Consider the following 23,073-nt stretch of genomic DNA (forward strand, 5'->3'; position numbering starts at 1 on the left):
GTCGTGGCGAAGCTCGGCTACGAACATCTCCGCCGCCACGATCTTCGCCACACCGGGCTCACCTGGATGGCCGACACCCATGACATGCACCTTCGTCGCAAAACGACGAGTATTGCGCTGAGATCGTCTAGGAAGGCCAAAAGTATCCCACGGCTGGCAGTGACAACTAGATCACGAGGTCTATGCCGTTGTCGCTGAGTTCCTGTGGCGTGAAGTCGGCTTCGGCGTTGTCGGCGAGTTCACGGTGGTAGCCGATCTCGTAGCGGTTGGCGGGCCGTGGCGGCGGCCGCGCCGAGTGCCAGGGCGAGGAGCACGGCCACCAGTTCGGGAACGTGCGACCGCCCGTCCTCGGGAGTGAGGAGGCGGGAGATCGAGCTGGTCAGCGCGTCGGTGATGAACGTCGTCGAGCCGATGAAGGTCCGCAGGCGGTGGGTCACCGCGCTCTGGACGCCCATGGCGAGGGCGGCGGTCGCGATCAGCGGGAGGTGCGGGCCGGACAGGGCCCAGGCGATGGCCAGCGCGATCAGCGGGCCCAGCTCGGCGGCCAGGGCCAGCCTGATCCGGGTGGCCCAGCCGATGGCCGAGCCGATGAACCGGAACGCGGCGACCAGGCCGCCGGTGCGACCCGCTGGGGGAGGCGCGCTGAGCACAGCTGCGGGACGGCGTGTTGGGCGGGCGTGGCGGGCGGGTTCAGCACGGCGGGATAGGCGGGCGTGTTGGGCGGCTATGGGGCGGCGGGGTGGGCGGGCGTGTTGGGTGGGTTCAGCCAGTCGGGGGTGCGCCACTGCTGGACGTTCGCACGGGTGCACGGGCTCAGCGACAGCGACCGCCCGTCGGGCTCGAGTTGCAGGCACAGACCGCTGGCGACGTGCTGGACCTCCCAGTAATGCCACCGGTTGTACGCCGAGCGGTAGTTGAAGCGCCAGAGCTGGCCGGCGGAGTCCGAGCAGGGCTCGCGGGAAGGGCGCCGCCGGTCCGGTGGGCCGGTAGCGGTCAGGCAGGCGCCCATGCTCGTGATCGCGTACGCGCCCTGGGCGTTACGCCGGTAGCCGAACGCCTGGTTGACCCCGCCGTGGCAGGTCCACGTGATCAGCTCCGTGGCGCTCGTGGAGCTGGCGTCCAGGCACACGCCGTTCTCCGAGCTGGCCAGCGAGCTGCCGAGATCCGGCGGGCGGGTGGTGACCAGCCAGCGCTGGCCGGGCCGGTCGGCCGCGCAGGTCAGCAGAATCAGCGGGGTGCCGGAGTCGGCGGAGCTCTGGTTGGGCTCGGCGCACAGGTTTCCTTTGGGGGAGGCGATGGCGATCGCCCGGCCGCCGGTCAGGTCCCCGGTCAGCCGCCAGAGTTGGTCGTCGGAGCCGTCGCAGTCCGCCTCGGTGAGAAAGATCCCTTTGGTGACACGCCGGGCCTCCGGGGTCAGGCAGCGCTCGCTCACGCGGTTGCGGATCCGGTGGAAGAACGCGCCGTCGCGTTTGTCCGGTTCGAGGTCCCAGCGCTGGGCCTCGGCGGGGACCGTGCTGATGGCCGAGCCGCCCAGCCTGGCGTGCGGGGGAGCGGTCGTGGAGGTGCTGACGACCAGGGGCTTGCCAGGCGCGTACAGGGAGAGGATCAGCACGTTCGAGCGCTTGAGCGACCCGGGGATGTGGGTGTCGACGTACACCACATAGGCCAGGAAGGCCGCGGTCGCGAACATCACCGACACCGCCGTGCCGATGACCAGCCTCCTGTGGCGGGCGGGCCGGGGCGGCCGGGGATCGGCCAGCCTGCGGTAGGACCGCAGCCACTTGTCCGCCGCGGCGTCCGGCACGTCGTGCACCAGGAGGAAGGCCCGGATGACCGGTTCGGCGCTCTTGACGTCGTTGAGCCAGCCGGTGCCCTGCCTGGTGACCTTCTCCAGGTCCGTCCGGTCGAAGGCGAGCTCCCGCCGGGCGGCGCGCGCCTGGAGCTCGGCGAACCTGGGCGTGCTTGCCTCCCTGCGCAGGTCCTTGAGCAGCCGCTTGAACGTGGGCAGGTCGTGCGCGGTGAACGGATCGGTCGCGGTCGCCGCGCGGTTGGCCCAGCGTGACTGCAGGAAGCCGCCCAGCGGCGGGAGCGCGGCGGCCAGGCAGGCGAAGACGATCGCGGGCAGGATGTGCGCCGGGTTGAGCTGGGGTTGGCCGTCGGTGGCGAAGTTGACGTAGATGCCGGCCAACACGGTGAAGACCGCGCTGAGCACGGCCACCGCGCCGATCACGAGGGCGAGCTCGCGTGGGGGATTGCGCATCTGCTCCGTCCGACACTGTGTGTCGGCCTATCCTAACGGAACGTACGCGCGGCCATCAGGCGACGACCGTGCCTCTAAGCAGTCAGATCAGATACCGGGTCAGAAGCCGGGGAAGATCCGCCGCAGGTCGTCCAAGGTAAGGCTGTCGCTCCTGAGGGTCACGACGCTCGGCGTGTGCTCGGGAGAGTGGCGGCCGGTGGTGAGGCGCAGCCACCACTCGGCCGGCGCGCTGAGGACGGCGTCGGGCTGAGCCGGCTCGTCGGTGAGGCTGACCGCGTCACCCACGGCGAGCCCGAAGGAGCGCTCGGGCGAGGTGGTACGGATGGCCATGCCGACCTGACGCCCGGCGAGGGCGTCGGCCTTGCCGACGAAGCCGATGAGCATCCCCACCTGGTCGAGAAGCAGCTCGGCCGCGGCGGGGGCCAGGGCCGCCGCCGGGTCGAAGGCGACCTCGACGTCCCACGAGTGATGGGCGACCTCGCTGAGCCGCAGCCCCGCCGCGGTCGCGACGTCCACGGGGACCGGCAGGAAGCCGAGGTCGATCCGCAACTCCTCGCGCGCCTGCGCGTCGAGGCCCTCGTAGCGGCTGACCAGCGCCTCGTCGGCGGCCAGGAAGCCCTCGGCCCGCTCGGCCGGGGACATCGCATCCCAGCGTGCCCAGACCGACTTGTTGAAGTCGCCGTTCGGGATGGCGGCGCCGCTCAGCGTGGCCTCCAGGCCGGCCAGGTTGATCTCGGCGCCGCTGCCCAGGTGGCTGAGCACCTGCGACACGTCCCACTCCGACGCGCCGGACGGCCGGGTGAGGTCGTCGGCCGCGAGGCCGCGGACGAGAGCGGCCAGGTGATCGTGGCCGCTCCGTAGCGCGTCGATGATCTGGTCGGCACGATCGGTCATGTTCGTCTCCAGAAGGGGGAGGGCGGAGACGCCTACGGGCGGTCCACCACGTCGCGGATTTTGTTGACGGCGCAAGAATACGTCCTGCGGGGAGACGAATGATCGGGGCGGCTCAGGAGGTCAGCGGGACGGTGCGGCCGTTCTGCCGTACCAGCCCGAACACCCGGCTCATGCGGACGCCTCCGGGGGCTGAAGGGAGTCGAACACGGTCATTCCCGCAGCGGGGTCGAGATCGGTCTCCGTCGCCTCGGTCAGGCGTGCCATGGTCATGTAGAAGCCGATCGTCAGGATCGCCTCGACGATCTCCCGCTCCGAGAAATGGCGTCGAGCCTGCGTGAACACGCCCTCCTCGACCCGGACGGCCTCGATCACCTGCTTCCCGAACGCGAGCAGCGCACGCTCCGCGTCGTCGAAGGCATTGTCGGCGAGGTTCGCCTGCTCGATCGCGTCGATCTGCGCTTTCGGCACGCCGACCCCCAGGGCGATCGGCACGTGTTGCCGCCATTCGTAGGTGCCGCCCTCGATCCGCGCGACGAGCAGGATCAGCAGCTCGCGCCGCCGGTGCCCGAGGTCGAGGCTACCGAGGATCGCCGTGCCCAGCCGCATCTGCGGGATCACGCACGACTCCGCGTGCGCCATCACGCGGAAGATGTTCAGCTTGACCGGCACGGCCGCGAGTACTTTGGCCGCGGCTCCGGTCGCGTCGTCAGGATGGATGAGGCTCAGTCTCGCCATCGATACCTCCGGCTGTGTGGCCGTTAGCTGGGTGGAGTGGTAAGCGTCACGAAATGGTTGATAAACCGGTCGAGAGCGCGCGAGACGATGTCACGCGGTGACGATGACCCCGGAATGATGAAGCGCTCCAGCCGGAGGAATGTCGGTCCGCCCATGAAACCTCGCGAAGTCCGAAGAGATCAAGCCGCCCGGTGGCCTCGTGAGCCGCCGTCACCCTCAGCGGCGGGAGCGCCGCTTTCAGCATCCGGCAGAGGTCCCTGACCCGCGGTCCGTCCGGTTCCTGCTCCACGGTCTCCAGAATCCGCTGGTAGGCGGGCGAGAGCACGGCCGCGCCGGGGGCGGCTTCGGCCGACTCGCCGGTCATTTCCAAGATCGTCCCGCGGGTGACGTGCAGGCGGGACAGCGCCTGCTCGGCAGCGCTCAGCCGCTGCGACAGCTCGGCGATCTGCTCACGCAGCCGGTCGGCTTCGGCCCGGGCGGCGCTCTCACGTTCGGCCAGACGCTCCAGGAACTCACGCATCGGCGGTCCCGCCCGCGACTATGACGTCGACTGGCGGGGGATGGCGCCAGGTCCGGGTGGTCGTCCCGGTCAGGCGCCGGGCCATGTCGTCGGTCATCGACCAATAGATCATCGACTCGGAACCGGCCGGCCGCGCCTCGTAGTCGCGAGCCAGCCGGCGGTGCAGCATCACGCACGTCGATGCCTAGGCCGGCGCCGTGGACGGCGACCGCGTTCTTGAACCTGGCGTCCGTCCACGCTTTGCTCACGCTCGGGTTGGCAGCGGCGATTTGTCCAGCAGTTTCGATGCCGATGGCGTTGTCGTGCACGCTCGCGGCAGTCACCACCACCGCGATCACCAGGCCGAGCATGTCAGAGGCAATGCCGCGCTTGCGGCCCCGGCTCTTCTTGCCCGGATCCAGCCCGGTGGTGTTCGCCGCCGACGCGCAGACAAAGGGACGAAGGGCGAGCGGGCCAGGAAGGTCCCGATCATAGTCGAGGTTCGTGAGCTGGTCCTGCGCCGTCTCAACGCCGCCGGTGATGACCCTGCCGCCCGGCTGTTCACAGGTCCCAGGGGCGGCCGTATCACCACGGCGGTCCTACGGGTTGCGACGCACTGGGACGAGGTCATGGCGAAGCTCGGCTACGAACATCTCCGCCGCCACGATCTTCGCCACACCGGGCTCACTTGGATGGCCGACGCCGGGGTTCCGATCCACGTGCTCCGGAAGATCGCCGGTCATGGTTCCCTGACCACCACCCGGCGCTGTCTCCACCCGGACAGCGCTTCCCTCGTAGCGGCGATCACCGCCCTGAGCGCCCATCTCACCAAGGACTGGTCCCAAACTGAAGGCGGCTAGATGAGCAACGTGATCGTCCGTGGATGCAGAAAGGCCGGTCTACCTGGGCTTTCACCCAAGGCGACCGGCCTTGTTCGACCGTCGGGACGACAGGATTTGAACCTGCGACCCCTTGACCCCCAGTCAAGTGCGCTACCAAGCTGCGCTACGTCCCGGTCGTGTCCGTCGCCCCCTGCGGAGCGGGACGTCATAACCTTAGCGCACATCGGAGGTACACGCGTACACGGAGAGCTGGGGAGCGGAGGTCGGGTGGGGCGGAAGCCGACCATCGATCGGCGGGAGCTGGCCAGGCTGGTCGCCGAGGGGATGAGCGTGCAGGAGCTGGCCGCGCACTTCGGGGTGAGCGAGTCCGGGGTGCTGCAGGCCAAGCGGGCCGCCGGGCTGGCCAAGCCGATGCTCGATCACAGCCGCGCCGTGCCGTGGAAGCTGGCCCGCGTGCACGCCCAGTCCGGGCCCGCCACCAATCTGCGTAACCTGTCGGCGGCCGCGCAGGGGAAGCCGCCCGCGGACGAACGGTTGAACACGGCTCTGCGGTGGGCTCAGCGGCTCGTGGACGCGGGGCTCGACGTGCGGTACGACGCAGCTGAAGGGTTCAGTGAGGTCCCCGCTCCACCAGGCGGCTCACATGTCGCAGCGGTGCTGGCCGCGGCGAGGAAGGCACTCGAAACCCGCTGAGGCGGCAAGTTTCGACATGCCTGTTCGAGGGCAGTCGCTGGTCTCAACACAGAGACCGGAGGCGAAGATCATGACCACCTCAATCTGGGTGGCCGTCGTGGTCGCGGTGGTGGCGCTCGCCGCAGTCGCATATCTCGTGCTGCGACAGCAGCAGCGGCGCAGCCACCTTCGTGAACGTTTCGGCCCGGAGTACGAGCGCACAGTCGCGGAACACGACAACCGCCGCGAGGCCGAGGAGGAGCTGCTCGACAGGGAGCGGCGGCATGCCGAGCTCGACATCCACCCTCTCACGGAGGAGTCCCGCGACACCTATGCGAACCGGTGGACCGAGGTGCAGGAGCGCTTCGTGGACGCCCCCGGGTTCGCGGTGACCGAGGCCGATCAGCTGGTCACGGAGGTCATGGCGGAACGGGGTTACCCGACGCAGGACTTCGAGGAGCGGCTGTCCACCCTGTCGGTGGGACACGCGGCCACCCTCGACCACTACAGGACGGCTCACGAGATCAGCGGGCGGGCGGCCAGGAAGGAGGCCTCGACGGAGGAGCTGCGGCAGGCCATGGTGCACTACCGCGCGCTGTTCGAGGAGTTGCTGCATGAGACCGCGCGAGGACGGTGAAGAAGATCATGAGCACCCCCATTCCCAGCAGTGGCGGCGAGGAGCACGCCCGTCACGACTATCCCCACGATCGTTCGAAGGACGACGAGCGCTCTCTCGCCGGCGATGACAGTCCCCGTGTCGCGGCCGATGACGAGTTGGAGGCGGCCAGTCCACGCGCCGACGATGACAAGCTGGTGGCGCGTGATCCGCGTGCCGACGATGACGAGTATGCGGCGGCCGGGCCCGGTGCCGTGGCCGCCCCCGAGGACGAGCGCGACGTCCCGTACCGCGAGCCTTACGCGGGGACCGGCGGCGGCGACATGCCGGCAGAGCGGGACCTGGAGCCGGACCTGGAGCCGGACGCGGATCCGGTGGCGGCCGGGGAAGCCCCCGCGCACGCCGCCGCCCCCGAGGAGGTCGTCCTGTTCGACCAGGACCCCGACCAGGTTCAGGCCCGCTGGCGCGAGCTGCAGACGGCGTTCGTCGACGATCCCGGCGAGGCCGTGCGGCGTGCCGACGGCCTGGTCGGTGAGGTGGTGGAGGCCCTCACCAGCAGCCTCACCAGTCGTACGGACTCCCTGCGCGACCGCTGGAAGGACGCCGACTCCACCGACACCGAGCAGCTGCGCCTGGCGCTGCGCGAATACAGGAGCGTCCTGGAGAGCCTGCTCACCCTTTCAGGGAGGAGGTGACATGACATGCTCGCGGTAGTCGCAGCGATCATCTTCGGGCTGGGATTCCTGCTTGACCTGGTCAACGTGAGGATTCCCGGCGGGTTCTCCGGCATGACGTTCGCGCTGCTGGGCCTGACGCTGCTGGCCCTGCACCAGGCAGGCGTCGGTACGGCCAGCATCCGCAGCGGATACGGGAACTGGCGCGGACGAGTCCGCCGATAATCCCCCCAAGAAACGGCCGAACAGGAGCGGGAGGCCGCCGGCGACGCGGTCTCCCGCCGAAGCGAAGGCTGGGACAGAGCGTCACTCCTTGCCGGGGAAGCGCATGGTGACGGTGCTGCCGTCGTCGCTTCCGACCCGCAGCGTCAGGTCGGACGCCAGCAGACGGGCCACCCAAAGCCCCATTCCCCCCACGGCCCCCGGCAGAGGCCCCGGTTTCCACATGCCGTCGTCGTGCACCTCCACGACCAGGTCGCCGTTGACCAGCCAGGTACGCAGGAGAGCCCGGTCCGCCCCGTGAGTGACGGCGTTGGTCGCCACCTCGTTGACCGCGATGACGAAGTCTCCGACCGCCTCCTCCGGCATTCCGGCGCAGCGGGCCTCCTCCTCGGCGAACTGCCGGACCTGCGGCAGGTCCGGCAGTCCGAAGTGCAGCTCTTTCACGGGCGCGCCGGGCGGCGGGCTCGTGTAGCCCGACTGAGGCTCTGTGTCCTCGTTCACCCGGCAGACCTTCTTCTCAGCCGACCAGCTCGCTGCGCAGCTGGTCGAGGACCTTGCGGAGGATACGTGAGACGTGCATCTGGGAGATCCCGAACTCGGCCGCGATCTCGGCCTGCGTCATGTTGCCGAAGAACCGCAGCAGCAGGATGTGCTTCTCCCGGGAGGGGAGCGCGTCGATGAGCGGCTTGACGGCCTCTCTGTCGACCATGGTGCTCAGCGTGTCGTCGACCTCGGGGATGACGTCGCCGAGCGAGGCGGCGTCGTCGTCGGTGCCGAGCGGCGCGTCGAGCGACAGGGTGCTGTACGCGGCGGAGGCGTCAAGCGTCAGCAGGACGTCCTCCTCGCTGATGTTCATCTTGGCGGCCAGTTCGGCCACGGTCGGGGACCTGCCGAGGTCCTGGCTGAGGTCGGCGACCAGCCGGTTGAGCTCCGAGCGGCGCTCCTGGTAGAGGCGCGGTACCCGGATCGCCCACGTGCGGTCGCGGAAGTGGCGCTTGACCTCGCCGGTCATCGTCACGACGGCGTAGCCCCTGAACGCGTGCCCGAGGGTGGGATCGAAGCCGTTGACGGCTTTCATCAGGCCAACATACGCGGCTTGGAGGAGATCCTCCAACGGCTCGCCGCGGTAGCGGTATCGCCGTGCGATCTCCATGGCGAGCGGCCGGTGCATCTCGACGATGCGCTCGCGCAGGCGCTCCCTGAGGCTGTCGGGGGTGTCTTCCCTGACCATGTCGGCCAGGAGTTCTTCGGCTGTCATCTCTTCGAGGACGTATTCCTGCACAGCCATCGCTGCTCCTCCATATGGATCGCAGGCGGCCTCCACAAGCGAAAAAGCCCATGCAGAGGCACGCCTCGCTCTACTCTCGAGACGAAAGCCCTCTGCTGGACTCCGCAACAAGTGTCCCCCGTATCGCCGGAAGTATTCCTCCCATGTTCGGTGACAGTAGGGTTGCCCCGTGACAATGCCGGATAACGGCGAGGGGCACACGGCCGCCCTGAGCCTGACGTCGTCGACGGTGGACGAGATCACCGTGATCCGTGTCGACGGCGTGCTCGACGCCACGACCCGCGAGCAGTTCGCCGATTACCTGTCCATGGCCGGGGCAGACCTGATCCTTGACCTGGCCGGCGTGACGTTCATGGACTCGCGGGCGCTCGGGCTCATCGTCCACCACTGGCAGACGAGCCTGGCCTCGGGCTCCCGGTTCGCGCTCATCGGGGTTGAATACTCCAAGTCCAGGGTGATGTGGATCACAGGGCTGGCGCAGCGCCTGCCGCTTTACGACACGCTCGACGACGCGCTGGCCGCCATCGGCTGACCCCGGTGCAAGGGCGCCCGAGGGCGCCCAAAAGCGCCTAAGAGCGCTTCGACTTGCGCTGGTGCTCGTCGACCAGCAGCCTGGCCAGGTCGGCCACCTTGACCTGGTGGTGCTGGGAGATCCTGCGCAGCTCCTCGAACGCGGCCTCGGCGGTGCATCCGCTGGTCTGCATGATGATGCCCTTGGCCTGGTCGATCACCGACCGCCCGGCGAGGGCCTCCTGGAGCTGGGCGGCGTCGGTGCGAACCTCCTCGAACTCCCACATGTTCGCCATCGCCACCCCGACCTGCTCGGTCAGCATCTCGGCCAGCGAGTGGGCGCCCTGCGGGGAGAACGCCCCGGGGCGTACCGAATAGAGGCCGACCAGCAGCAGCGCGGGCGCCACGTCGATGGGGACGATGAGCACGGAGCGTACGCCGCAGCGGGTCGCCAGCGCGTCGTAGCGGGGCCAGCGACTCTCGGTGAGCACGTCGGTGACGCCGGCGCGCCCGCCGCTCTGCCTGGCCTCGATGGACGGGCCCTCACCGAGCACGCGCTCGCCTTCGACGAGCAGGATGAGCTCGCTGTGCGAGCCGGACACCACCACCCGGTGGTCGCGCCAGTGTTCGGCAGAGGCTCCCGAGCAGCCCGGAACGCCGTCGGCCAGCGCCGCCGTGAGGCCGCGCAGCACGCTTTCCGTTGAGTTGTCCTCGCCCAGCCGGCCCAGCGCGGCAAGGTTACGGGCGAGACCCGGGGTGATCATCGCGATTGATTCCATAGCAAGAAGCCCCTACCCGATATGGCTACCGATATCCCATGTGACGTAGCGTCAGAGGGTGACCATGCCGGACCTCGAACAAGCGCTGGACGCTCTGGCCGGGCGCGTGGCGTCATTGCGTGAGGCGAGGACGGCCTACCCCGCCGACCTCGCGCCCACGCTCGACGCTGCCCTCGCCGAGCTCGACACTGCCGCCGAACTGCTGGCCGAGGCCCGGGAGGCGCTGCAGAAGGCGCCCAAACGGCAGGGTGGCAAGAAGGACGGCACGCAGCGGGAGCTGAAGCTGCTGCGCCAGGTTTTCCGGGCCTTCCCCGTGCCCGTCATCGTGCTCGACAGCGGCGGCGTGGTCAGGCGGATCAATCCCGAGACCTCCCGGGTGCTCGGCAGCCCCGACGGCTACCTGGTGGGCCGGTCGTTCCCGCTGCTGGTGGACGTGTCCCGGCGGGCGGCGTTCAGGTCTCATCTGACGGCGGTGCTGCAGACCGGGCAGCCGTCGGCGTTCGAGACCCGGCTGGCGCACCAGGGCCGTACGCACGTCGTACGGGTGGCGCTGACCAGGCTGACCATGCCGGGAGAGCCGCAGCAGATGGTGGCGGCGGTGGCGCTGCCGATCGAGGTGCAGTTGCCCGAGCCGGGCGCGCGGCGGGTCGAGCAGTCCGACGGCGCGCTGCTGCTGGCGGCGGCCAAGCGGCAGGACCTGCTGGTCAAGATGGCCAACCTGCTCCTGGACGAGGAGGCGCTGCTGCGCCCGGTGGCGCTGCCGAGGGCGACGCGGCTGCTGGGGGCCCAGTGGGCGGACTGGGTGATCGCCGACATGGTCCGTGACGGGCTGCCGCACCGCTCCGTCGTGGTGGCGCCGAAGAACCAGCCGCTGGGCGAGCTCGTACGACAGGTGGAGTCCGCCGACCCGGCGAGCAGCCAGGCCGTGATGCAGGTGCTGGAGCGCCGCTCAGGCGTGGTCCAGGAGATGGTGGACGACGAGACGCTGCTCGGGTTCTGCGCGGACGGGCCGCTGCTGACGGCGATGGGCGCGGGCTCGATGCTCTCCGTGCCGATCGGCTCCGCCGACGGCGTGCTGACGCTGGTGCGCACGCACGACAAGCAGCCGTTCACGCTGGCCGATCTGGCCGTCATGCAGGAGGTGGGGCTGCAGCTCGGCCTGGCGGTACGCGCCCAGAGCAGCTTCCAGAGCCGGTCGAGGGCCGCGGACGCGCTCTCGGCGAGCGTGGCGCCGCGCAAGCTGCCCGACGTGCCCGGCTACGAGGCGGCGGCCGTCTACCACCCGGGCTCGTCCGTGGGGGCCGAGTTCTACGACGTCTTCCCCGTGTCAACCGGGTGGGGCTTCGCGCTGGGCGGCGCCGCGGGCAAGGGCGAGGAGGCCGCGTCGGTCAGCGCGATGGTACGCGGCGGGCTGCGGGTGCTCAGCGTCTGGGAGCCCGAGCCCGACCTCGTCATGCGCAAGGTCAACCAGGCCCTGGTCGCGCAGGGCACCGGCATGTTCGTGATGGCCGTCGCCGGCTTCGTGAAGGGGCGCGAGATCAGGCTGTCGTCGGCCGGGCACCACCCCGCCGCGCTGCTGCAGGCCGACGGCGGCGTGCGCTTCGCCGCGGGCGGCGGCGTGCCGCTGGGCATCGCGCCCGAGGCGGAGACCGGCGTCGAGCGGCTGATTCTCGCCGCGGGCGAGACGCTGGTGCTGTACTCGGAGGGGCTCATCTCCTCCAGGAACGAGCGCGGCGAGCCGTACGGCGAGGAGCGCCTGGCCGACGTGCTCGGCCGGTGCGCGGGCCAGTCGCCCGCCACCGTGGTCAAGACCGTGGAGGCGGACCGGCACGCGTTCTCGGGCGGCCAGGTGTGGGACGAGATCGTGATCCTCGCGCTGCGAGGCGTCTGACCTGCGTCGTTGCGATTACCGATCTGCAGGGGTTTGCGATCGGCTCAAACCTGGGTATGGTCGGAGTCGTAGATAGACGTGCCTAAGACGCAGGCACACCTTTCAGGCTTTTTTTCACGCTGAGGTGTGCCATGAATATCGCTATCGTCGCCACTGCCGGAGACGCCCGGCGTCACCACATTCTTTCCGTCGCACGCGAGCTGGGTCGCGGGCATCACGTCACCATCTACTCCCGTCGTGACAACGCCGAGGGCAAGCCCAAGACGCGGGTGGCCCCGGGGGTCACGCTGGAGCAGATCGACGTGGGCCCCGCAACGGAGCTGGCGGACGACGAGATGGCGCCGTTCCTGAACGACGTCGGCGAACACTTGATGAAGCGATGGAGCCAGGACCGGCCCGACGTGATCCACGCGCACTCGTGGACGGGCGGGCTGGCCGCCGTGGCGGGCGCCAAGGACCTGGGAGTGCCGGTCACGCAGACGTTCCACACCGTCGACCCCTTGCACAAGGACCTGGAACGGGCGCTCGGCCGCCGGGCCAACGCGGTGATCGCCGGCTCGGGCGACGAGGAGTCGGCCCTGATCAGGCTCGGCGTGCCACGCTGCAACATCGCCGTCGTCCCGTACGGCGTCGACACCGAGCGTTTCCAGCGTCGCGGCGCCGTGGCCACGCGGGGCGCGCGCAAGCGGCTGCTGCACGTCGGCCCCCTCTCGCCGGACCGGGGCGCGCACACCATCGTGCGGGCGCTGCAGGGGCTGGGCGACGTCGAGCTGGTCATCGCGGGCGGTCCGGAGCCCGAGGACCTCGAGAACGACAGGGATGCCCGCCGGCTGCGCGCCCTGGCGGAACAGCTCGGCGTCGCCGACCAGGTGACGCTGCTCGGCCAGGTCAAGCGGGCCTCCGTACCGAAGCTGATGCGCAGCGCGGACGCCGTGGTGTCGGTGCCGCGCGAGGCCGCGACGGGGATCGTCGCGCTGGAGGCGATGGCCTGCGGCGTACCGGTGATCGCCTCGGCCGTCGGCGCGCACCTCGACTCCATCATCGACGGCGTCACCGGGCTGCTGGTGCCGCCGGACCGCCCGGCCAGCACCGCCCGGCTGGCCCGCGAGCTGCTGACGGACCCGACCCTGCGCACCGCGCTCGGCTACGCGGGGGCCGACCGGGCGCGCTCGCGCTACTCCTGGGAGCGCGTGAGCCAGGAGCTCGTCCGGGTCTACGAGTCGGCCTGCGCCTGAAGCCGGCGCCTGAAGCCCGGCCTGAAGAACGTGGAGACTTCCGGCAGGTGGCAAGAGCCACCTGCCGGCACCATGCTCAGGCGCTGACCGCTCGATGCCCGGCGCGCCCGGCCTGGTGCCTGGTTTCCCCGAAGGCCCGTTACCGGAGTGACATTTTTGCTTCCATTGACCCCATGACTACACGCAGTCAGATCCTGGTTACGGTGACGCTGCTGGGTGTCGCCGTGCTTCCCCAGCCCGCCCAGGCCCAGGCGGCAGGCTGGGGCGCCCCGGTTCTCGTGGAGAACTTCGGCGGCGCCACGATCGACACCGGCAAGTGGATGATCTACCACTCCCCGCAGGCCCGGCGGAACCCCCGTACCGGGAGGGCGGCGACGGTCGCGAACGGCATGCTGCGCCTCAAGGGCGGCATGTACGGCGGCAAGGACCTGTCGGGCGGGGTGGCCACCCGGCTCGCCCAGCAGTACGGCAGGTGGGAGGTCAGGTTCAGGGCCGAGGCGGGGGCCGGGTACACCCCCGTGGCGCTGCTGTGGCCGACCGAGCAGGGGGCGGGCGACGACTATGCCGAGGTGGACTTCGCCGAGATCGTGGACCCCGAGCGGCAGGGCGGCGGGATCTTCGTGCACGGCGGGCACGAGCGGGCGCAGCGGCAGCTGCGGGCCGACTTCACCAGATGGCACACGGTGGCGATGGACTGGCTGCCGGGGCGGCTGACGTTCTGGCTGGACGGACGGAAGCTCTGGGACTACCGGGGCGCGCAGGTGCCCCGGGGCCGCGCGATGGGGCTCGCGCTGCAGAACGACGTCGTGTGCGAGCCGCGGTGCCGCGACTCCAGCACGCCGGAGACCGTGTCGATGTACGTGGACTGGGTCAGGGTCTACCGCGCCCCTACAGCAGCCGGGCGGCTTTGAGGCCCAGGTGCACGGCCAGCCGGTCGTCGCCGTCCGACAGGTCCCTGTGCGTGAGGCGCTCGGCCTTGCCCAGCCGGTAGTAGAGCGTCTGGCGGTGGATGCCGAGCTCGGCGGCCACTTTCTGGGCGTGGCCGCCGAGGTCGAGATAGACCTCCACCGTCTCGGCCAGCTCGGTGTCCAGGGCGGCGATCTCGGCCGCCAGCTCGCGCAGGTCCTGCCGGGCGAGCCTGGCCAGCAGGCGGTGCACGCCCAGGTCCTCCCAGCGGGCGATGGGGGCGTACCGGGGGAAGTGTTCGGCGATGCGCAGGGCGTGGCGGGCCTCGCGCCAGCTCAGCCAGGCGTCGGCCGGATCAGGTCTGGGCGCGCCGATCCCGGCGGCGGTGCCGTACGCGCTCTGGAGGGTCTGCGCGACCTCGCCCGCGAGGTGGGCCGGGGTGAGCAGGGCGACGGGCGAGCCGGTGCGGGCCAGGACGCCGCGCGGGAGCGTCCACAACGTGGCGACGCGCTCGGCCGACTCGCGTACGGCGACCGCCGCGACCGGGCCCGGCACCTCGATGGACGCGCTCGCGCGCTCCGCCGGGTCGGTCGAGAACAGGGCCAGCAGCCCCCGGCCGAGGTCCTGCCTGCTCCTGGCCTCCTGCGCGAGCTCGGCGGCGGCCCTGGCCACCAGCGGCGCGACCGAGTCGAGAGCCGTGAGCGAGCCCGAGTCGAGCAGCCACAGGTAGCCGTAGGTGACGTCGCCGTGGCGCAGCGGCCAGCACACCCTGGCGAGGACCCCCAGCTCGGCGTCCGCGGGGATCCGGACCGGGCCGGTGGCCCTGGCGATGCCGTAGCGCTCGAAATAGTCGCGTACCTCGCCGGTGGCGCGCCTGCGCAGGATCGACTCCTGGCGGACGGTGTCGATGTCGCCGTGCTGCGCCCCGTAGGCCAGGAGCCGGAACGAGCGGTCCTCCAGCGTCACGGAGGCCCCCAGCCGGGCCGCGATCTCGTCGACGATTTCTTGTAGGTCTGCCGTGTTGTGCATTTGTATGACAGCCTCCCACACGCGGCGTTACGCACGTCGATGGCCCCCTTTGAGCTGCGTTTTTAGACTTGGAGCATGCTGGGTCAAGTGCTCCTCGCCGCGTCAGGGAGTGGCGTCGTACGCCGTGCCGTGTCGGGCTTCCCGCTCACCAGGAAGGTCGTCGACCGGTTCGTCGCGGGCGAAACCGTCGATGAGGCCCGCGACGCCATCGAGCGGCTGCGCGACGCGAAGCTGGCCGTCACCGTCGACCACCTCGGCGAGGAGACGCGCGACGCGCGCGCCGCCGAGGCCGTCACGGACGCCTACCTCACGCTGCTCCAGGCCCTGGGGCCGCTCGAGCTCGAGACCCGGGGCGAGGTGTCGGTGAAGCTGTCGGCCGTCGGGCAGCGGCTCGACGACGCGATGGCGCTGGAGCACGCCCGCGAGATCTGCGCGGCCGCGGCGATGAACGGCTCGACCGTCACGCTCGACATGGAGGACCACACCACCGTCGACTCGACGCTGGCCATCCTGCGCAAGCTGCGCGAGGACTACCCGTCGACGGGCGTGGCGATCCAGGCGTACCTGTTCCGCAGCGAGGACGACTGCCGCGACCTGGCCGCCGAGGGCTCCAGGGTGCGCCTGGTCAAGGGCGCCTACCGCGAGCCCGCCGCCGTGGCCCACCAGGGCAGGAGCGCCGTGGACAAGGCGTACGTGCGATGCCTGCGGATCCTCATGGCGGGGAAGGGGTACCCCATGGTGGCGACGCACGACGATCGCATGATCGCGATCACGGAGCTGCTCGCCGACCGGTTCGGGCGGACGATCGGCGACCACGAGTTCCAGATGCTCTACGGAATCCGGACCGACCTGCAGGAGTCCCTGGCAGGGGCCGGCCACACGGTCCGCGTCTACGTCCCCTACGGCGACGACTGGTACGGCTACTTCATGCGCCGCCTGGCCGAGCGGCCCGCCAACGTCGCCTTCTTCCTTCGTGCCCTGGGGGGTAAGTAATGGATGCCATCAGCAACGTTCCCGTTCCGGCCAACGAGCGCGTCTTCGGGTACGCGCCGGGCAGCGCCGAACGGTCCGCGCTGGAAGACCGCATCAAGGAACTGGCCGGGTCGTCGATCGACCTGACCATGACCATCGACGGCGAACAGCGCCTTGGCGGCGGCACCCCCATCGATGTGGTGCAGCCGCACAACCATGCCTCCGTTCTGGGCCGTACCAACGACGCTACGGCCCAGGACGTGCAGGACGCCGTCGACGCCGCGCTGCGGGCGGCTCCCGCGTGGCGGGCGCTGTCCTTCGACGAGCGGGCGGCGATCTTCCTCAAGGCCGCCGACCTGCTGGCCGGGCCGTGGCGCGCGACGCTCAACGCGGCGACCGTCCTGGGCCAGTCGAAGTCGGCGCAGCAGGCGGAGATCGACTCGGCCTGTGAGCTGATCGACTTCCTGCGGTTCAACGTGGCGTACGCGCGCCAGCTCTACGCCGACCAGCCGATCTCGTCGCCCGGCGTGTGGAACAGGATGGAGTACCGGCCGCTCGAGGGCTTCGTGCTGGCCATCACGCCGTTCAACTTCACCGCCATCGCCGGAAATTTGCCGACTTCTGCCGCTTTGATGGGGAATGTCGTCGTCTGGAAGCCGTCGCCCACCCAGCAGTTCGCCGCGCACTTCACCATGCGGCTGCTGGAGGCGGCCGGGCTGCCGCCCGGTGTGATCAACATGGTCACCGGCAACGGCCAGGCCGTCTCCGAGGTGGCGCTCGGCCACCCGGCCCTGGCGGGGATCCACTTCACCGGCTCCACGGCGACGTTCCAGCACCTGTGGAGCACCGTCGGCCGGAACATCGCCTCCTACCACGGCTACCCGCGCCTCGTCGGCGAGACCGGCGGCAAGGACTTCGTGCTGGCCCACCCGTCCGCCGACCCCGCCGTGCTCTCGACGGCGCTGATCAGGGGCGCGTTCGAGTACCAGGGGCAGAAGTGCTCGGCGGCCTCGCGGGCGTACGTGCCGCGCTCGGTCTGGAACCGGATGCGTGACGACTTCGTCTCGGTGGCCGAGTCGCTGAGCGTGGGCGACGTGTCGGGCGACCTGTCGACGTTCATGGGCGGGGTCATCGACGCCCGGGCGTTCGCCAAGCACAAGGAGGCCATCGACCGGGCGCGGGCGGCCGCGAACATCGACGTCCTCACCGGCTCGTACGACGACAGCGTCGGCTATTTCGTGAAGCCGACCGTCCTGGAGTGCGCCGACCCGACCGACGAGATCTTCGTCAAGGAGTACTTCGGGCCCATCCTGGGCGTGCACGTCTACGAGGACCGCGACTTCGACGCGGTGCTCGACCAGATGGAGGGCATCGCGCCGTACGCGCTGACCGGCTCGATCATCGCCCAGGACCGGTACGCCATCGCGTCCGCGTCCGACCGGCTGCGCTTCGCGGCGGGCAACTTCTACGTCAACGACAAGCCGACGGGCGCGGTCGTGGGCCAGCAGCCGTTCGGCGGCGCCCGCGCCTCGGGCACCAACGACAAGGCGGGCTCGATCTTCAACCTGATCCGCTGGGTGAACGCCCGCACGATCAAGGAGACGTTCGTGCCGCCGACTGACCACCGTTATCCGCACATGGGCTGATATTTCAGCCCATTTCGCGCCGTGAGCCCCCGGTCCTGCCCCGGGGGCTCACGGCTTTTCAGCCGAGCGCACGGTTGACGGCAGCCACGTACCTGTAGAAGGCCTTCGTGCGGTTGGCCGGGTCCTCGATCCAGGCGCGGCTCAGCTTCCCTCCGTCGAAGAACCGCTCCCGCTGGCCCCGGCTGATCTCCAGCTGCACGCCCCTGCCCCTGCGGTTCTTGTTCGCGATGTTGCTGGGGCTGTCACCGCCGATCTCCTCGGGCACGGACGTCGAGATGGCGAATCCGGCGGCGCGCAGCTCGGCCTTCACCTTTTTGATCAGCGTCGTGTCCCGTCCGCCGACGTAGGTGGTGGCCTCGGAGCCCGACGCGGCGTGCCAGGAGACGGTGTAGTCGACGCCCGCCACCACGTTGAGCGCCTTGGGCTCGTCGAAGTGCGTGGCGGTGATGTGCAGGGCGCTGTTGCCGGACTCCTTGATGCCTTCGAACGCGTAGAAGGCGTACTTGCGGCCCGCCGCCTCGTCGGCGAGCTGCGACGTCGGCGCCTCGATGGCGCCGCCGTGGATGGCGATGTGCGCCACCTTCGCGCCGCTGGGGACGCGCTGGACGCGGCGGTAGTCCCTGCCCTCGACCTCGTGGGCGGACAGGTCGGCGTAGTCGGCGTAGACATCGGACCGGGCGGACTCTGCGTGAGCGATCGGGGCGAGGCCGATCAGGAGTAAGTTCGCGACGGCGACCGACAGGACCTTCTTCACGTAACACCTTTCGACGATCTTCTTGACCGCCCCCATCATGCCGCCTAACAGTCGGAGCCGTCCCTACCTGCCGCTCATGGCGTAATGTGCAATATTCGTGTCATTGACGCCATATAAGGTCCGCGACCAGCATGAAAGCATGCAGCGACGAGTCCTGATCGTCGTCTTCCCCGGCTTCCAACTGCTCGACATGGCCGGTCCTGCCGATGTGTTCGCCACCGCCGACCTGCTGGTGTCCGGAGGCGGGTACCGGGTCGAGGTGGCGGCGGTGGGCGGCGGCGCCGTGCCCGCGGCGAACGGCGTCACCGTCACGGCCTCGGCGCTCGCCGACATCGCGCGGTCCACCTCGAGGGGGCCGATCGACACGCTGCTGGTGGCGGGCGGCCTGTCCGTGCCCGAGCGGCTGGCGGACCGCGAGCTCGTCGCGCACATCGCCGGGCTGGCCGGTGGCGCCCGGCGGGTCGCGTCCGTGTGCAACGGCGCGTTCCTGCTGGCCGAGGCGGGGCTGCTGGACCACCGGCGGGTCACCACGCACTGGCTCGCCGCCGGCGAGCTGGACGCCCGCTACGAGTGCGTCGAGGTGGACGCCGACCCGCTCTACATCGAGGACGGCAACGTCTGGACCTCGGCGGGCGTGCTGTCCGGCGTGGACCTCGCGCTCGCGCTGGTGGCCAGGGACCACGGCCACGCGCTGGCCAGGGACGTCGCCCGGGGCCTCGTCGTGTACCTGCACAGGCCGGGCGGGCAGAGCCAGTTCAGCACGCCGATGCGGGCGCTGACGCCGCGCAGCGAGCCGCTGAGGGAGCTCCAGGCGTACATCGACGCGAACCCCGCCGCCGACCTGAGCGTGCCCGCGCTCGCCGCGCGGGCCGGGATGAGCGAGCGCCACTTCTCCCGCGTCTTCACCGAGCAGACGGGCCTGTCACCCGGCCGGTACGTCGAGCGCAGCCGGGCCGAGGCCGCCAGGCGACTCCTGGAGGTCACCGGCCATCCGCTGGACAGGGTGGCCAGGGAGTCAGGCCTCGGCACGCCGGAGACCCTCTACCGCGTCTTCCGCCGCCACTGGCGGATCTCACCCGGCGACCACCGTCGCAGGTTCCAATCGAAGGAGAAATAGGCATGCATGTGGCCATCCCTCTCTATCCGCGTTTCACCGCGCTCGACGCGGTCGGGCCGTACACGGTGCTGGCCTTCGCGCCCGGCTGGACGGTCACGTTCGTCGCGGCCGAGGCCGGGCCCGTGACCGACGACCAGGGGACGCTCACCCTCACCGCCACCGCCTCGTACGAGGACGTGCCCCGTCCTGACGTGATCGTCGTCCCGGGCGGCCCGGGGACGATGGAGGCCATGGCCGACGAGGCGCTGCTGGGGTGGATCCGGCAGGCCCACGAGCACGCCCGGTGGACCACCTCGGTGTGCAGCGGCTCCTTGGTGCTGGCGGCCGCCGGGCTGCTGGAAGGGCTGAAGGCGACCAGTCACTGGGGCATCCTCGAGGCGCTGCGGCAGTACGGGGCCGAGCCGGTGAGCGAGCGCGTGGTCACCGAGGGCAACATCGTGACCGCGGCAGGGGTGTCGGCGGGGATCGACATGGCGCTGACGCTGCTCGCCCAGGCCGCCGACCCGACGACGGCGCAGGCCGTGCAGCTGGTCATCGAGTACGACCCGCACCCGCCGTTCGACTCCGGGTCGCCGAAGACGGCTCCGGAGGGGCTGTCCGAGCTCGCGCTCAAGCTCATCGCCTAGGGAGCGGCCTCGCCGGGCGTCTCCCGGCCGAGGTCCGGGGTCTCCCGGCCGAGGTCCGGGGTCTCGCGGCCGGGGGTCGGGGTCTCCCGACCGCGGCCCGGAGGCTCCCCGCCGGGGTCCGGGGTCGCCCGGCCGACTCCCACCGGCAGCACGTCGAAGTGGATGACCACGTGCCCGATCGACGGATCGCGGGGAGCGGACGGCTCCCACTCCCTGCGGTCCGACATCGCCCGGTAACGCTCCAGCACCTCGAACACCTCATCCTGCAGCTCGCGCGTCTCCTCCGGCGTGAGCCGCAGTGACCGCCGCCCGAAGACGCTCGCCCGCACCCACTCCTCGGGTGCCGTCGCCTCCTCCTCGCGCCACCTGGCCAGCTCCGCGCCGCGCTGACGCACCAGGTCGTCGAGTACGACCTCCAGCGCGCTCGCCGTCTCGGGATCGCCGGGATCCGGCTCGCCGTAGGAGAAGCCCCCGGGCGTGATGCGCCAGTACTTCTCCTTGCCGCGCCCCATCCCCGGCACCACCTCGATCATGTCGTGCCTGGCCAGCTCTCTGAGGTGGTAGCTGGTCGCGCCGGTGTTCTGGCCCAGCAGCGCGGCGAGCCCGGTGGCCGTGGACGGCCCGTGCTCGTCCAGCAGCTCGTAGATCCGCAGCCTGAGCGGGTGGGCGAACGACTTCAGGGCGTTGGCGTCGAGGGTCCGGGCGGAAAAGCTCTTGCTCTGCATGCTGTGCAAGCCTATCTTTGCAAAGGAATCTATGCACACTTTCCCTTACACACTATCGGAGTGCGGCCGTGGGGCGTTCGTTCGGTTTTCTCTGGTCATCCACCGCGCTGTCGAACCTGGCCGACGGCGTGCTGAAGGTCGGGGCGCCGCTGCTGGCCGTGTCCATGACGCGCTCTCCCACCCTGGTGTCACTGGTGGGGGCCGCCGCGACGGCGCCGTGGCTGCTGTTCGCGCTGCACGCGGGGGCGATCGCCGACCGCGCCGACCGCCGCCGGATCATGGTCCTGGCCAACGCCGCCCGCACGGCGATCCTGGCCCTCGCGGGCCTGCTGGCGCTCCTGGGCCTGCTCGACCTGTGGCTGCTGCTGGCGGCCGTGCTCGTGGCCGGGGTGGCCGAGGTCTTCGCCGACACCTCGGCGCAGGCGATCCTGCCCATGACCGTCCCCCAGGACAACCTCACCAGGGCGAACGGCCGCGTCTCCAGCGCCCAGATGATCGGCAACGACTTCGTCGGCGCCCCGCTCGCGGGCCTGCTCGTGGTGGTGCTCCCCGCCGCCCTCTTCGGCGCCCCGGCCCTCCTGTACGGTGCCGCGGGCCTGCTGCTGCTGGGCATGCGCGGCACGTACCGCCTGGACCCCGGCGCCGGAGAGCGGAGGCCGCTGCGGCGGGACATCGGCGAGGCGCTGCGCTACCTCTGGTCGCACCGCGTGCTGCGGAGCCTGGCCGTCACCGCCGGGATGCTCAACCTCGCCAACGCCGCCTACTTCGCCGTCTTCGTGCTCTGGGTGGTCGGCGACGGCTCACCGATCGGGCTGGAGCCCGGCGGGTACGGCCTGATGATGACCGCCTTCGCCGCCGGGGCGGTGCTCGGGTCCCTGCTGTCGGGGCGGGCCGCGGGGATCTTCGGGGAGGTTCGCACGCTGGTGGGCTCGTGGCTGATCAGCAGCCTGCTGCTCCTGGTGCCGGTGGTCGTGCCGGCACCGTGGACGCTCTACCCGACCGCCGTCCTGTGGGGCGTGGTGGGCGCGGCGGCCAACGTCCTGGTGATCTCGACCCGGCAGCGGCTGATCCCGGCCGAGTTGCTGGGCCGTGTCAATTCGGCATACCGCCTCGTCGGCATGGCCGGGATGCCGCTCGGGGCGGCTCTGGGGGGCGTTGTGGCCGAGTTCGCGGGGCTTGGCGCCGTCCTCGTGGGCGCTGCTGGAGTATGTTTGGTGGGTGTCGGACTGGTGTGGCGCGCGTTGTCTGATCGAATTTCTAGGCCGTTGACCAGCGCACCCGCACTTTCCGACATATCCGGATCACGTTAGGCACCCTACGGCCGGTGCTGAAGTGACATGATTATCCCCGAGCATGAGGGGATGGTATGCGGGAGATCGGCGGACGGTACCTCCTGAACGAGGAGGCCGGTCGTGGGGGTATGGGTGTCGTCTGGCGTGCATTCGATCAGCTCCTCCACCGTACGGTGGCACTGAAGGAGCTGACCTTGGCCGGTGAGGCCGAGATGGTGCGCCGCCGGGTGCTGCGTGAGGCGAGGATGGCTGCCGGCCTGACGCACCCGAACATCGTCACGGTGCACGACCTGATCGAAGAGGGCGGCAAGCTCTGGATCGTGATGGAGTACCTCGACGGGCTCTCGTTGCACCAGTTGCTCTCTCAGGTGGGCACATTACCGGCGCAGTCGGTGGCCGCGATCGGTCAGCACCTGCTCGCCGCGCTGCGCACCGCGCACAAGGCCGGGGTGCTCCATCGCGACGTGAAGCCCGCCAACGTCATGCTGACCGGCGACCGGGTGGTGCTCACCGACTTCGGCATAGCGACCGCCGAGGGTGACATCCGGATGACGACGTCCCGGCGGCTGCGGGGCACGCCCGCCTTCATGGCGCCCGAGCGGCTGCACGGGGGGCCGGCCAGCAAGGAGGCCGACATGTGGTCCTTCGGCGCCACCCTCTACAGCGCAGTCGAGGGCCAGCCGCCCTACCCCGGGCAGGACGCGGCGACGGTGCTCGGGATGGCGCGCAGCGGCCCCTACCCGCCGCCCCGGCGGGCCGGCGTGATGCGGCCGCTGATCGAGGGGCTGCTCCACCACGACCCGGTGCGGCGCTACACGCCTGAGCAGACGGCGGGGCTGCTGGCCGGCATGCGCGCCAGCGCCTACCAGGCGGCCATCTGACCCACACC

Annotated in this window: 27 protein-coding genes, 1 tRNA gene and 1 pseudogene; 15 read left to right on the plus strand and 14 right to left on the minus strand. The window is 70.5% G+C overall.

Features of this window, described 5'->3' with window-relative positions; genetic code table 11:
• Positions 1–239: 239 nt before the first annotated feature.
• The 7 genes and pseudogenes from AB0J64_RS52905 to AB0J64_RS52935 all read right to left on the minus strand — a co-directional run.
• Complete coding sequence (locus AB0J64_RS52905) at positions 240–650, minus strand: DUF1275 family protein (protein WP_364045447.1); 411 nt, start codon at positions 648–650, stop codon at positions 240–242.
• 74 nt (positions 651–724) lie between these two features.
• Positions 725–2,260 carry a ricin-type beta-trefoil lectin domain protein gene (locus tag AB0J64_RS52910; protein ID WP_364045449.1) on the minus strand — a complete coding sequence of 512 codons (1,536 nt, stop codon included), beginning with the start codon at positions 2,258–2,260 and terminating at the stop codon, positions 725–727.
• A 99-nt stretch (positions 2,261–2,359) separates the two neighbouring features.
• Entirely contained in the window at positions 2,360–3,154 is a 795-nt protein-coding gene (locus AB0J64_RS52915) for a maleylpyruvate isomerase family mycothiol-dependent enzyme (RefSeq protein WP_364045451.1), read from the minus strand.
• A gap of 168 nt (positions 3,155–3,322) precedes the next feature.
• Entirely contained in the window at positions 3,323–3,823 is a 501-nt protein-coding gene (locus AB0J64_RS52920; protein ID WP_364045453.1) for a carboxymuconolactone decarboxylase family protein, read from the minus strand.
• A gap of 112 nt (positions 3,824–3,935) precedes the next feature.
• Complete coding sequence (locus AB0J64_RS52925; protein WP_364045455.1) at positions 3,936–4,409, minus strand: hypothetical protein; 474 nt, start codon at positions 4,407–4,409, stop codon at positions 3,936–3,938.
• On the minus strand, positions 4,402–4,581 hold the full coding sequence (locus AB0J64_RS52930) for a hypothetical protein (RefSeq protein WP_364045457.1): 180 nt from the start codon (positions 4,579–4,581) through the stop codon (positions 4,402–4,404). Before AB0J64_RS52930 ends, AB0J64_RS52925 begins: the two co-directional genes overlap by 8 nt.
• A 106-nt stretch (positions 4,582–4,687) precedes the next feature.
• Positions 4,688–4,816 (minus strand): annotated as a pseudogene (locus AB0J64_RS52935) (transposase); the annotation flags it as partial.
• Between AB0J64_RS52935 and AB0J64_RS52940 the strand changes: the two are divergent.
• Positions 4,805–5,248: a tyrosine-type recombinase/integrase gene (locus AB0J64_RS52940; protein WP_364045492.1), complete on the plus strand. Its 444-nt coding sequence runs from the start codon at positions 4,805–4,807 to the stop codon at positions 5,246–5,248. The pseudogene AB0J64_RS52935 and the gene AB0J64_RS52940 sit on opposite strands and share 12 nt — an antisense overlap.
• A gap of 81 nt (positions 5,249–5,329) precedes the next feature.
• On the opposite strand, the gene AB0J64_RS52945 is transcribed toward AB0J64_RS52940, so the two are convergent.
• Positions 5,330–5,403, minus strand: a tRNA-Pro gene (locus tag AB0J64_RS52945).
• Between the two features lie 94 nt (positions 5,404–5,497).
• On the opposite strand from AB0J64_RS52945, the gene AB0J64_RS52950 reads away from it, so the two are divergent.
• From AB0J64_RS52950 to AB0J64_RS52965, 4 genes are all read left to right on the plus strand, one after another.
• Positions 5,498–5,923, plus strand: coding sequence for a helix-turn-helix domain-containing protein (locus AB0J64_RS52950; RefSeq protein ID WP_364045459.1), 426 nt, complete (start codon positions 5,498–5,500; stop codon positions 5,921–5,923).
• Positions 5,924–5,993: 70 nt separating this feature from the next.
• On the plus strand, positions 5,994–6,539 hold the full coding sequence (locus tag AB0J64_RS52955; protein ID WP_364045461.1) for a hypothetical protein: 546 nt from the start codon (positions 5,994–5,996) through the stop codon (positions 6,537–6,539).
• 8 nt (positions 6,540–6,547) lie between these two features.
• Positions 6,548–7,213 carry a hypothetical protein gene (locus tag AB0J64_RS52960; RefSeq protein ID WP_364045463.1) on the plus strand — a complete coding sequence of 222 codons (666 nt, stop codon included), beginning with the start codon at positions 6,548–6,550 and terminating at the stop codon, positions 7,211–7,213.
• A gap of 6 nt (positions 7,214–7,219) precedes the next feature.
• Complete coding sequence (locus AB0J64_RS52965; protein WP_357597985.1) at positions 7,220–7,417, plus strand: hypothetical protein; 198 nt, start codon at positions 7,220–7,222, stop codon at positions 7,415–7,417.
• An 81-nt stretch (positions 7,418–7,498) separates the two neighbouring features.
• On the opposite strand, the gene AB0J64_RS52970 is transcribed toward AB0J64_RS52965, so the two are convergent.
• Both AB0J64_RS52970 and AB0J64_RS52975 read right to left on the minus strand, forming a co-directional pair.
• Positions 7,499–7,915 (minus strand): ATP-binding protein, encoded by a 417-nt coding sequence (locus AB0J64_RS52970; RefSeq protein ID WP_364045466.1) that lies wholly within the window; start codon positions 7,913–7,915, stop codon positions 7,499–7,501.
• A 16-nt stretch (positions 7,916–7,931) separates the two neighbouring features.
• Positions 7,932–8,702: a SigB/SigF/SigG family RNA polymerase sigma factor gene (locus AB0J64_RS52975; RefSeq protein ID WP_344984968.1), complete on the minus strand. Its 771-nt coding sequence runs from the start codon at positions 8,700–8,702 to the stop codon at positions 7,932–7,934.
• Positions 8,703–8,877: 175 nt separating this feature from the next.
• Between AB0J64_RS52975 and AB0J64_RS52980 the strand changes: the two genes are divergently transcribed.
• Entirely contained in the window at positions 8,878–9,234 is a 357-nt protein-coding gene (locus AB0J64_RS52980) for an STAS domain-containing protein (protein ID WP_364045494.1), read from the plus strand.
• 37 nt (positions 9,235–9,271) lie between these two features.
• On the opposite strand, the gene AB0J64_RS52985 is transcribed toward AB0J64_RS52980, so the two are convergent.
• A complete protein-coding gene (locus tag AB0J64_RS52985; RefSeq protein ID WP_364045468.1) occupies positions 9,272–9,991 on the minus strand; it encodes a GAF and ANTAR domain-containing protein in 720 nt (239 codons plus the stop codon).
• A 64-nt stretch (positions 9,992–10,055) separates the two neighbouring features.
• Between AB0J64_RS52985 and AB0J64_RS52990 the strand changes: the two genes are divergently transcribed.
• From AB0J64_RS52990 to AB0J64_RS53000, 3 genes are all read left to right on the plus strand, one after another.
• On the plus strand, positions 10,056–11,882 hold the full coding sequence (locus tag AB0J64_RS52990; protein WP_364045496.1) for a SpoIIE family protein phosphatase: 1,827 nt from the start codon (positions 10,056–10,058) through the stop codon (positions 11,880–11,882).
• Positions 11,883–12,013: 131 nt separating this feature from the next.
• Complete coding sequence (locus AB0J64_RS52995; RefSeq protein ID WP_364045470.1) at positions 12,014–13,117, plus strand: glycosyltransferase; 1,104 nt, start codon at positions 12,014–12,016, stop codon at positions 13,115–13,117.
• A 173-nt stretch (positions 13,118–13,290) separates the two neighbouring features.
• Positions 13,291–14,028, plus strand: a complete 738-nt coding sequence (locus AB0J64_RS53000; protein ID WP_364045472.1) for a glycoside hydrolase family 16 protein — start codon at positions 13,291–13,293, stop codon at positions 14,026–14,028.
• Here the strand turns inward: AB0J64_RS53000 and AB0J64_RS53005 are convergent.
• Positions 14,006–15,052 carry a helix-turn-helix domain-containing protein gene (locus AB0J64_RS53005; RefSeq protein ID WP_364045474.1) on the minus strand — a complete coding sequence of 349 codons (1,047 nt, stop codon included), beginning with the start codon at positions 15,050–15,052 and terminating at the stop codon, positions 14,006–14,008. The genes AB0J64_RS53000 and AB0J64_RS53005 overlap by 23 nt on opposite strands.
• Before the next feature lie 75 nt (positions 15,053–15,127).
• Here AB0J64_RS53005 and AB0J64_RS53010 point away from each other — a divergent pair, with 75 nt between their 5' ends.
• Both AB0J64_RS53010 and pruA read left to right on the plus strand, forming a co-directional pair.
• Positions 15,128–16,045: a proline dehydrogenase family protein gene (locus AB0J64_RS53010; RefSeq protein ID WP_364045476.1), complete on the plus strand. Its 918-nt coding sequence runs from the start codon at positions 15,128–15,130 to the stop codon at positions 16,043–16,045.
• A complete protein-coding gene (pruA, locus tag AB0J64_RS53015) occupies positions 16,045–17,670 on the plus strand; it encodes an L-glutamate gamma-semialdehyde dehydrogenase (protein WP_364045478.1) in 1,626 nt (541 codons plus the stop codon). The genes AB0J64_RS53010 and pruA overlap by 1 nt, the downstream gene beginning before the upstream one ends.
• A 58-nt stretch (positions 17,671–17,728) precedes the next feature.
• On the opposite strand, the gene AB0J64_RS53020 is transcribed toward pruA, so the two are convergent.
• Positions 17,729–18,463 carry a poly-gamma-glutamate hydrolase family protein gene (locus AB0J64_RS53020; RefSeq protein ID WP_364045480.1) on the minus strand — a complete coding sequence of 245 codons (735 nt, stop codon included), beginning with the start codon at positions 18,461–18,463 and terminating at the stop codon, positions 17,729–17,731.
• A gap of 100 nt (positions 18,464–18,563) precedes the next feature.
• Here AB0J64_RS53020 and AB0J64_RS53025 point away from each other — a divergent pair, with 100 nt between their 5' ends.
• Positions 18,564–19,541 carry a GlxA family transcriptional regulator gene (locus tag AB0J64_RS53025; RefSeq protein ID WP_364045482.1) on the plus strand — a complete coding sequence of 326 codons (978 nt, stop codon included), beginning with the start codon at positions 18,564–18,566 and terminating at the stop codon, positions 19,539–19,541.
• 2 nt (positions 19,542–19,543) lie between these two features.
• Positions 19,544–20,167, plus strand: coding sequence for a DJ-1/PfpI family protein (locus AB0J64_RS53030; RefSeq protein ID WP_364045484.1), 624 nt, complete (start codon positions 19,544–19,546; stop codon positions 20,165–20,167).
• Here the strand turns inward: AB0J64_RS53030 and AB0J64_RS53035 are convergent.
• On the minus strand, positions 20,164–20,892 hold the full coding sequence (locus tag AB0J64_RS53035; protein ID WP_364045487.1) for a helix-turn-helix domain-containing protein: 729 nt from the start codon (positions 20,890–20,892) through the stop codon (positions 20,164–20,166). The two genes, AB0J64_RS53030 and AB0J64_RS53035, sit on opposite strands and share 4 nt — an antisense overlap.
• A 68-nt stretch (positions 20,893–20,960) precedes the next feature.
• Between AB0J64_RS53035 and AB0J64_RS53040 the strand changes: the two genes are divergently transcribed.
• Both AB0J64_RS53040 and AB0J64_RS53045 read left to right on the plus strand, forming a co-directional pair.
• Positions 20,961–22,202, plus strand: coding sequence for an MFS transporter (locus tag AB0J64_RS53040; RefSeq protein WP_364045489.1), 1,242 nt, complete (start codon positions 20,961–20,963; stop codon positions 22,200–22,202).
• A 56-nt stretch (positions 22,203–22,258) separates the two neighbouring features.
• Entirely contained in the window at positions 22,259–23,065 is an 807-nt protein-coding gene (locus AB0J64_RS53045) for a serine/threonine-protein kinase (RefSeq protein WP_344984951.1), read from the plus strand.
• Positions 23,066–23,073 lie beyond the last annotated feature (8 nt).

It is taken from the genome of Nonomuraea sp. NPDC049695 (assembly GCF_040674955.1).
In the GTDB taxonomy this organism is placed as follows: Bacteria; Actinomycetota; Actinomycetes; order Streptosporangiales; family Streptosporangiaceae; genus Nonomuraea; species Nonomuraea helvata.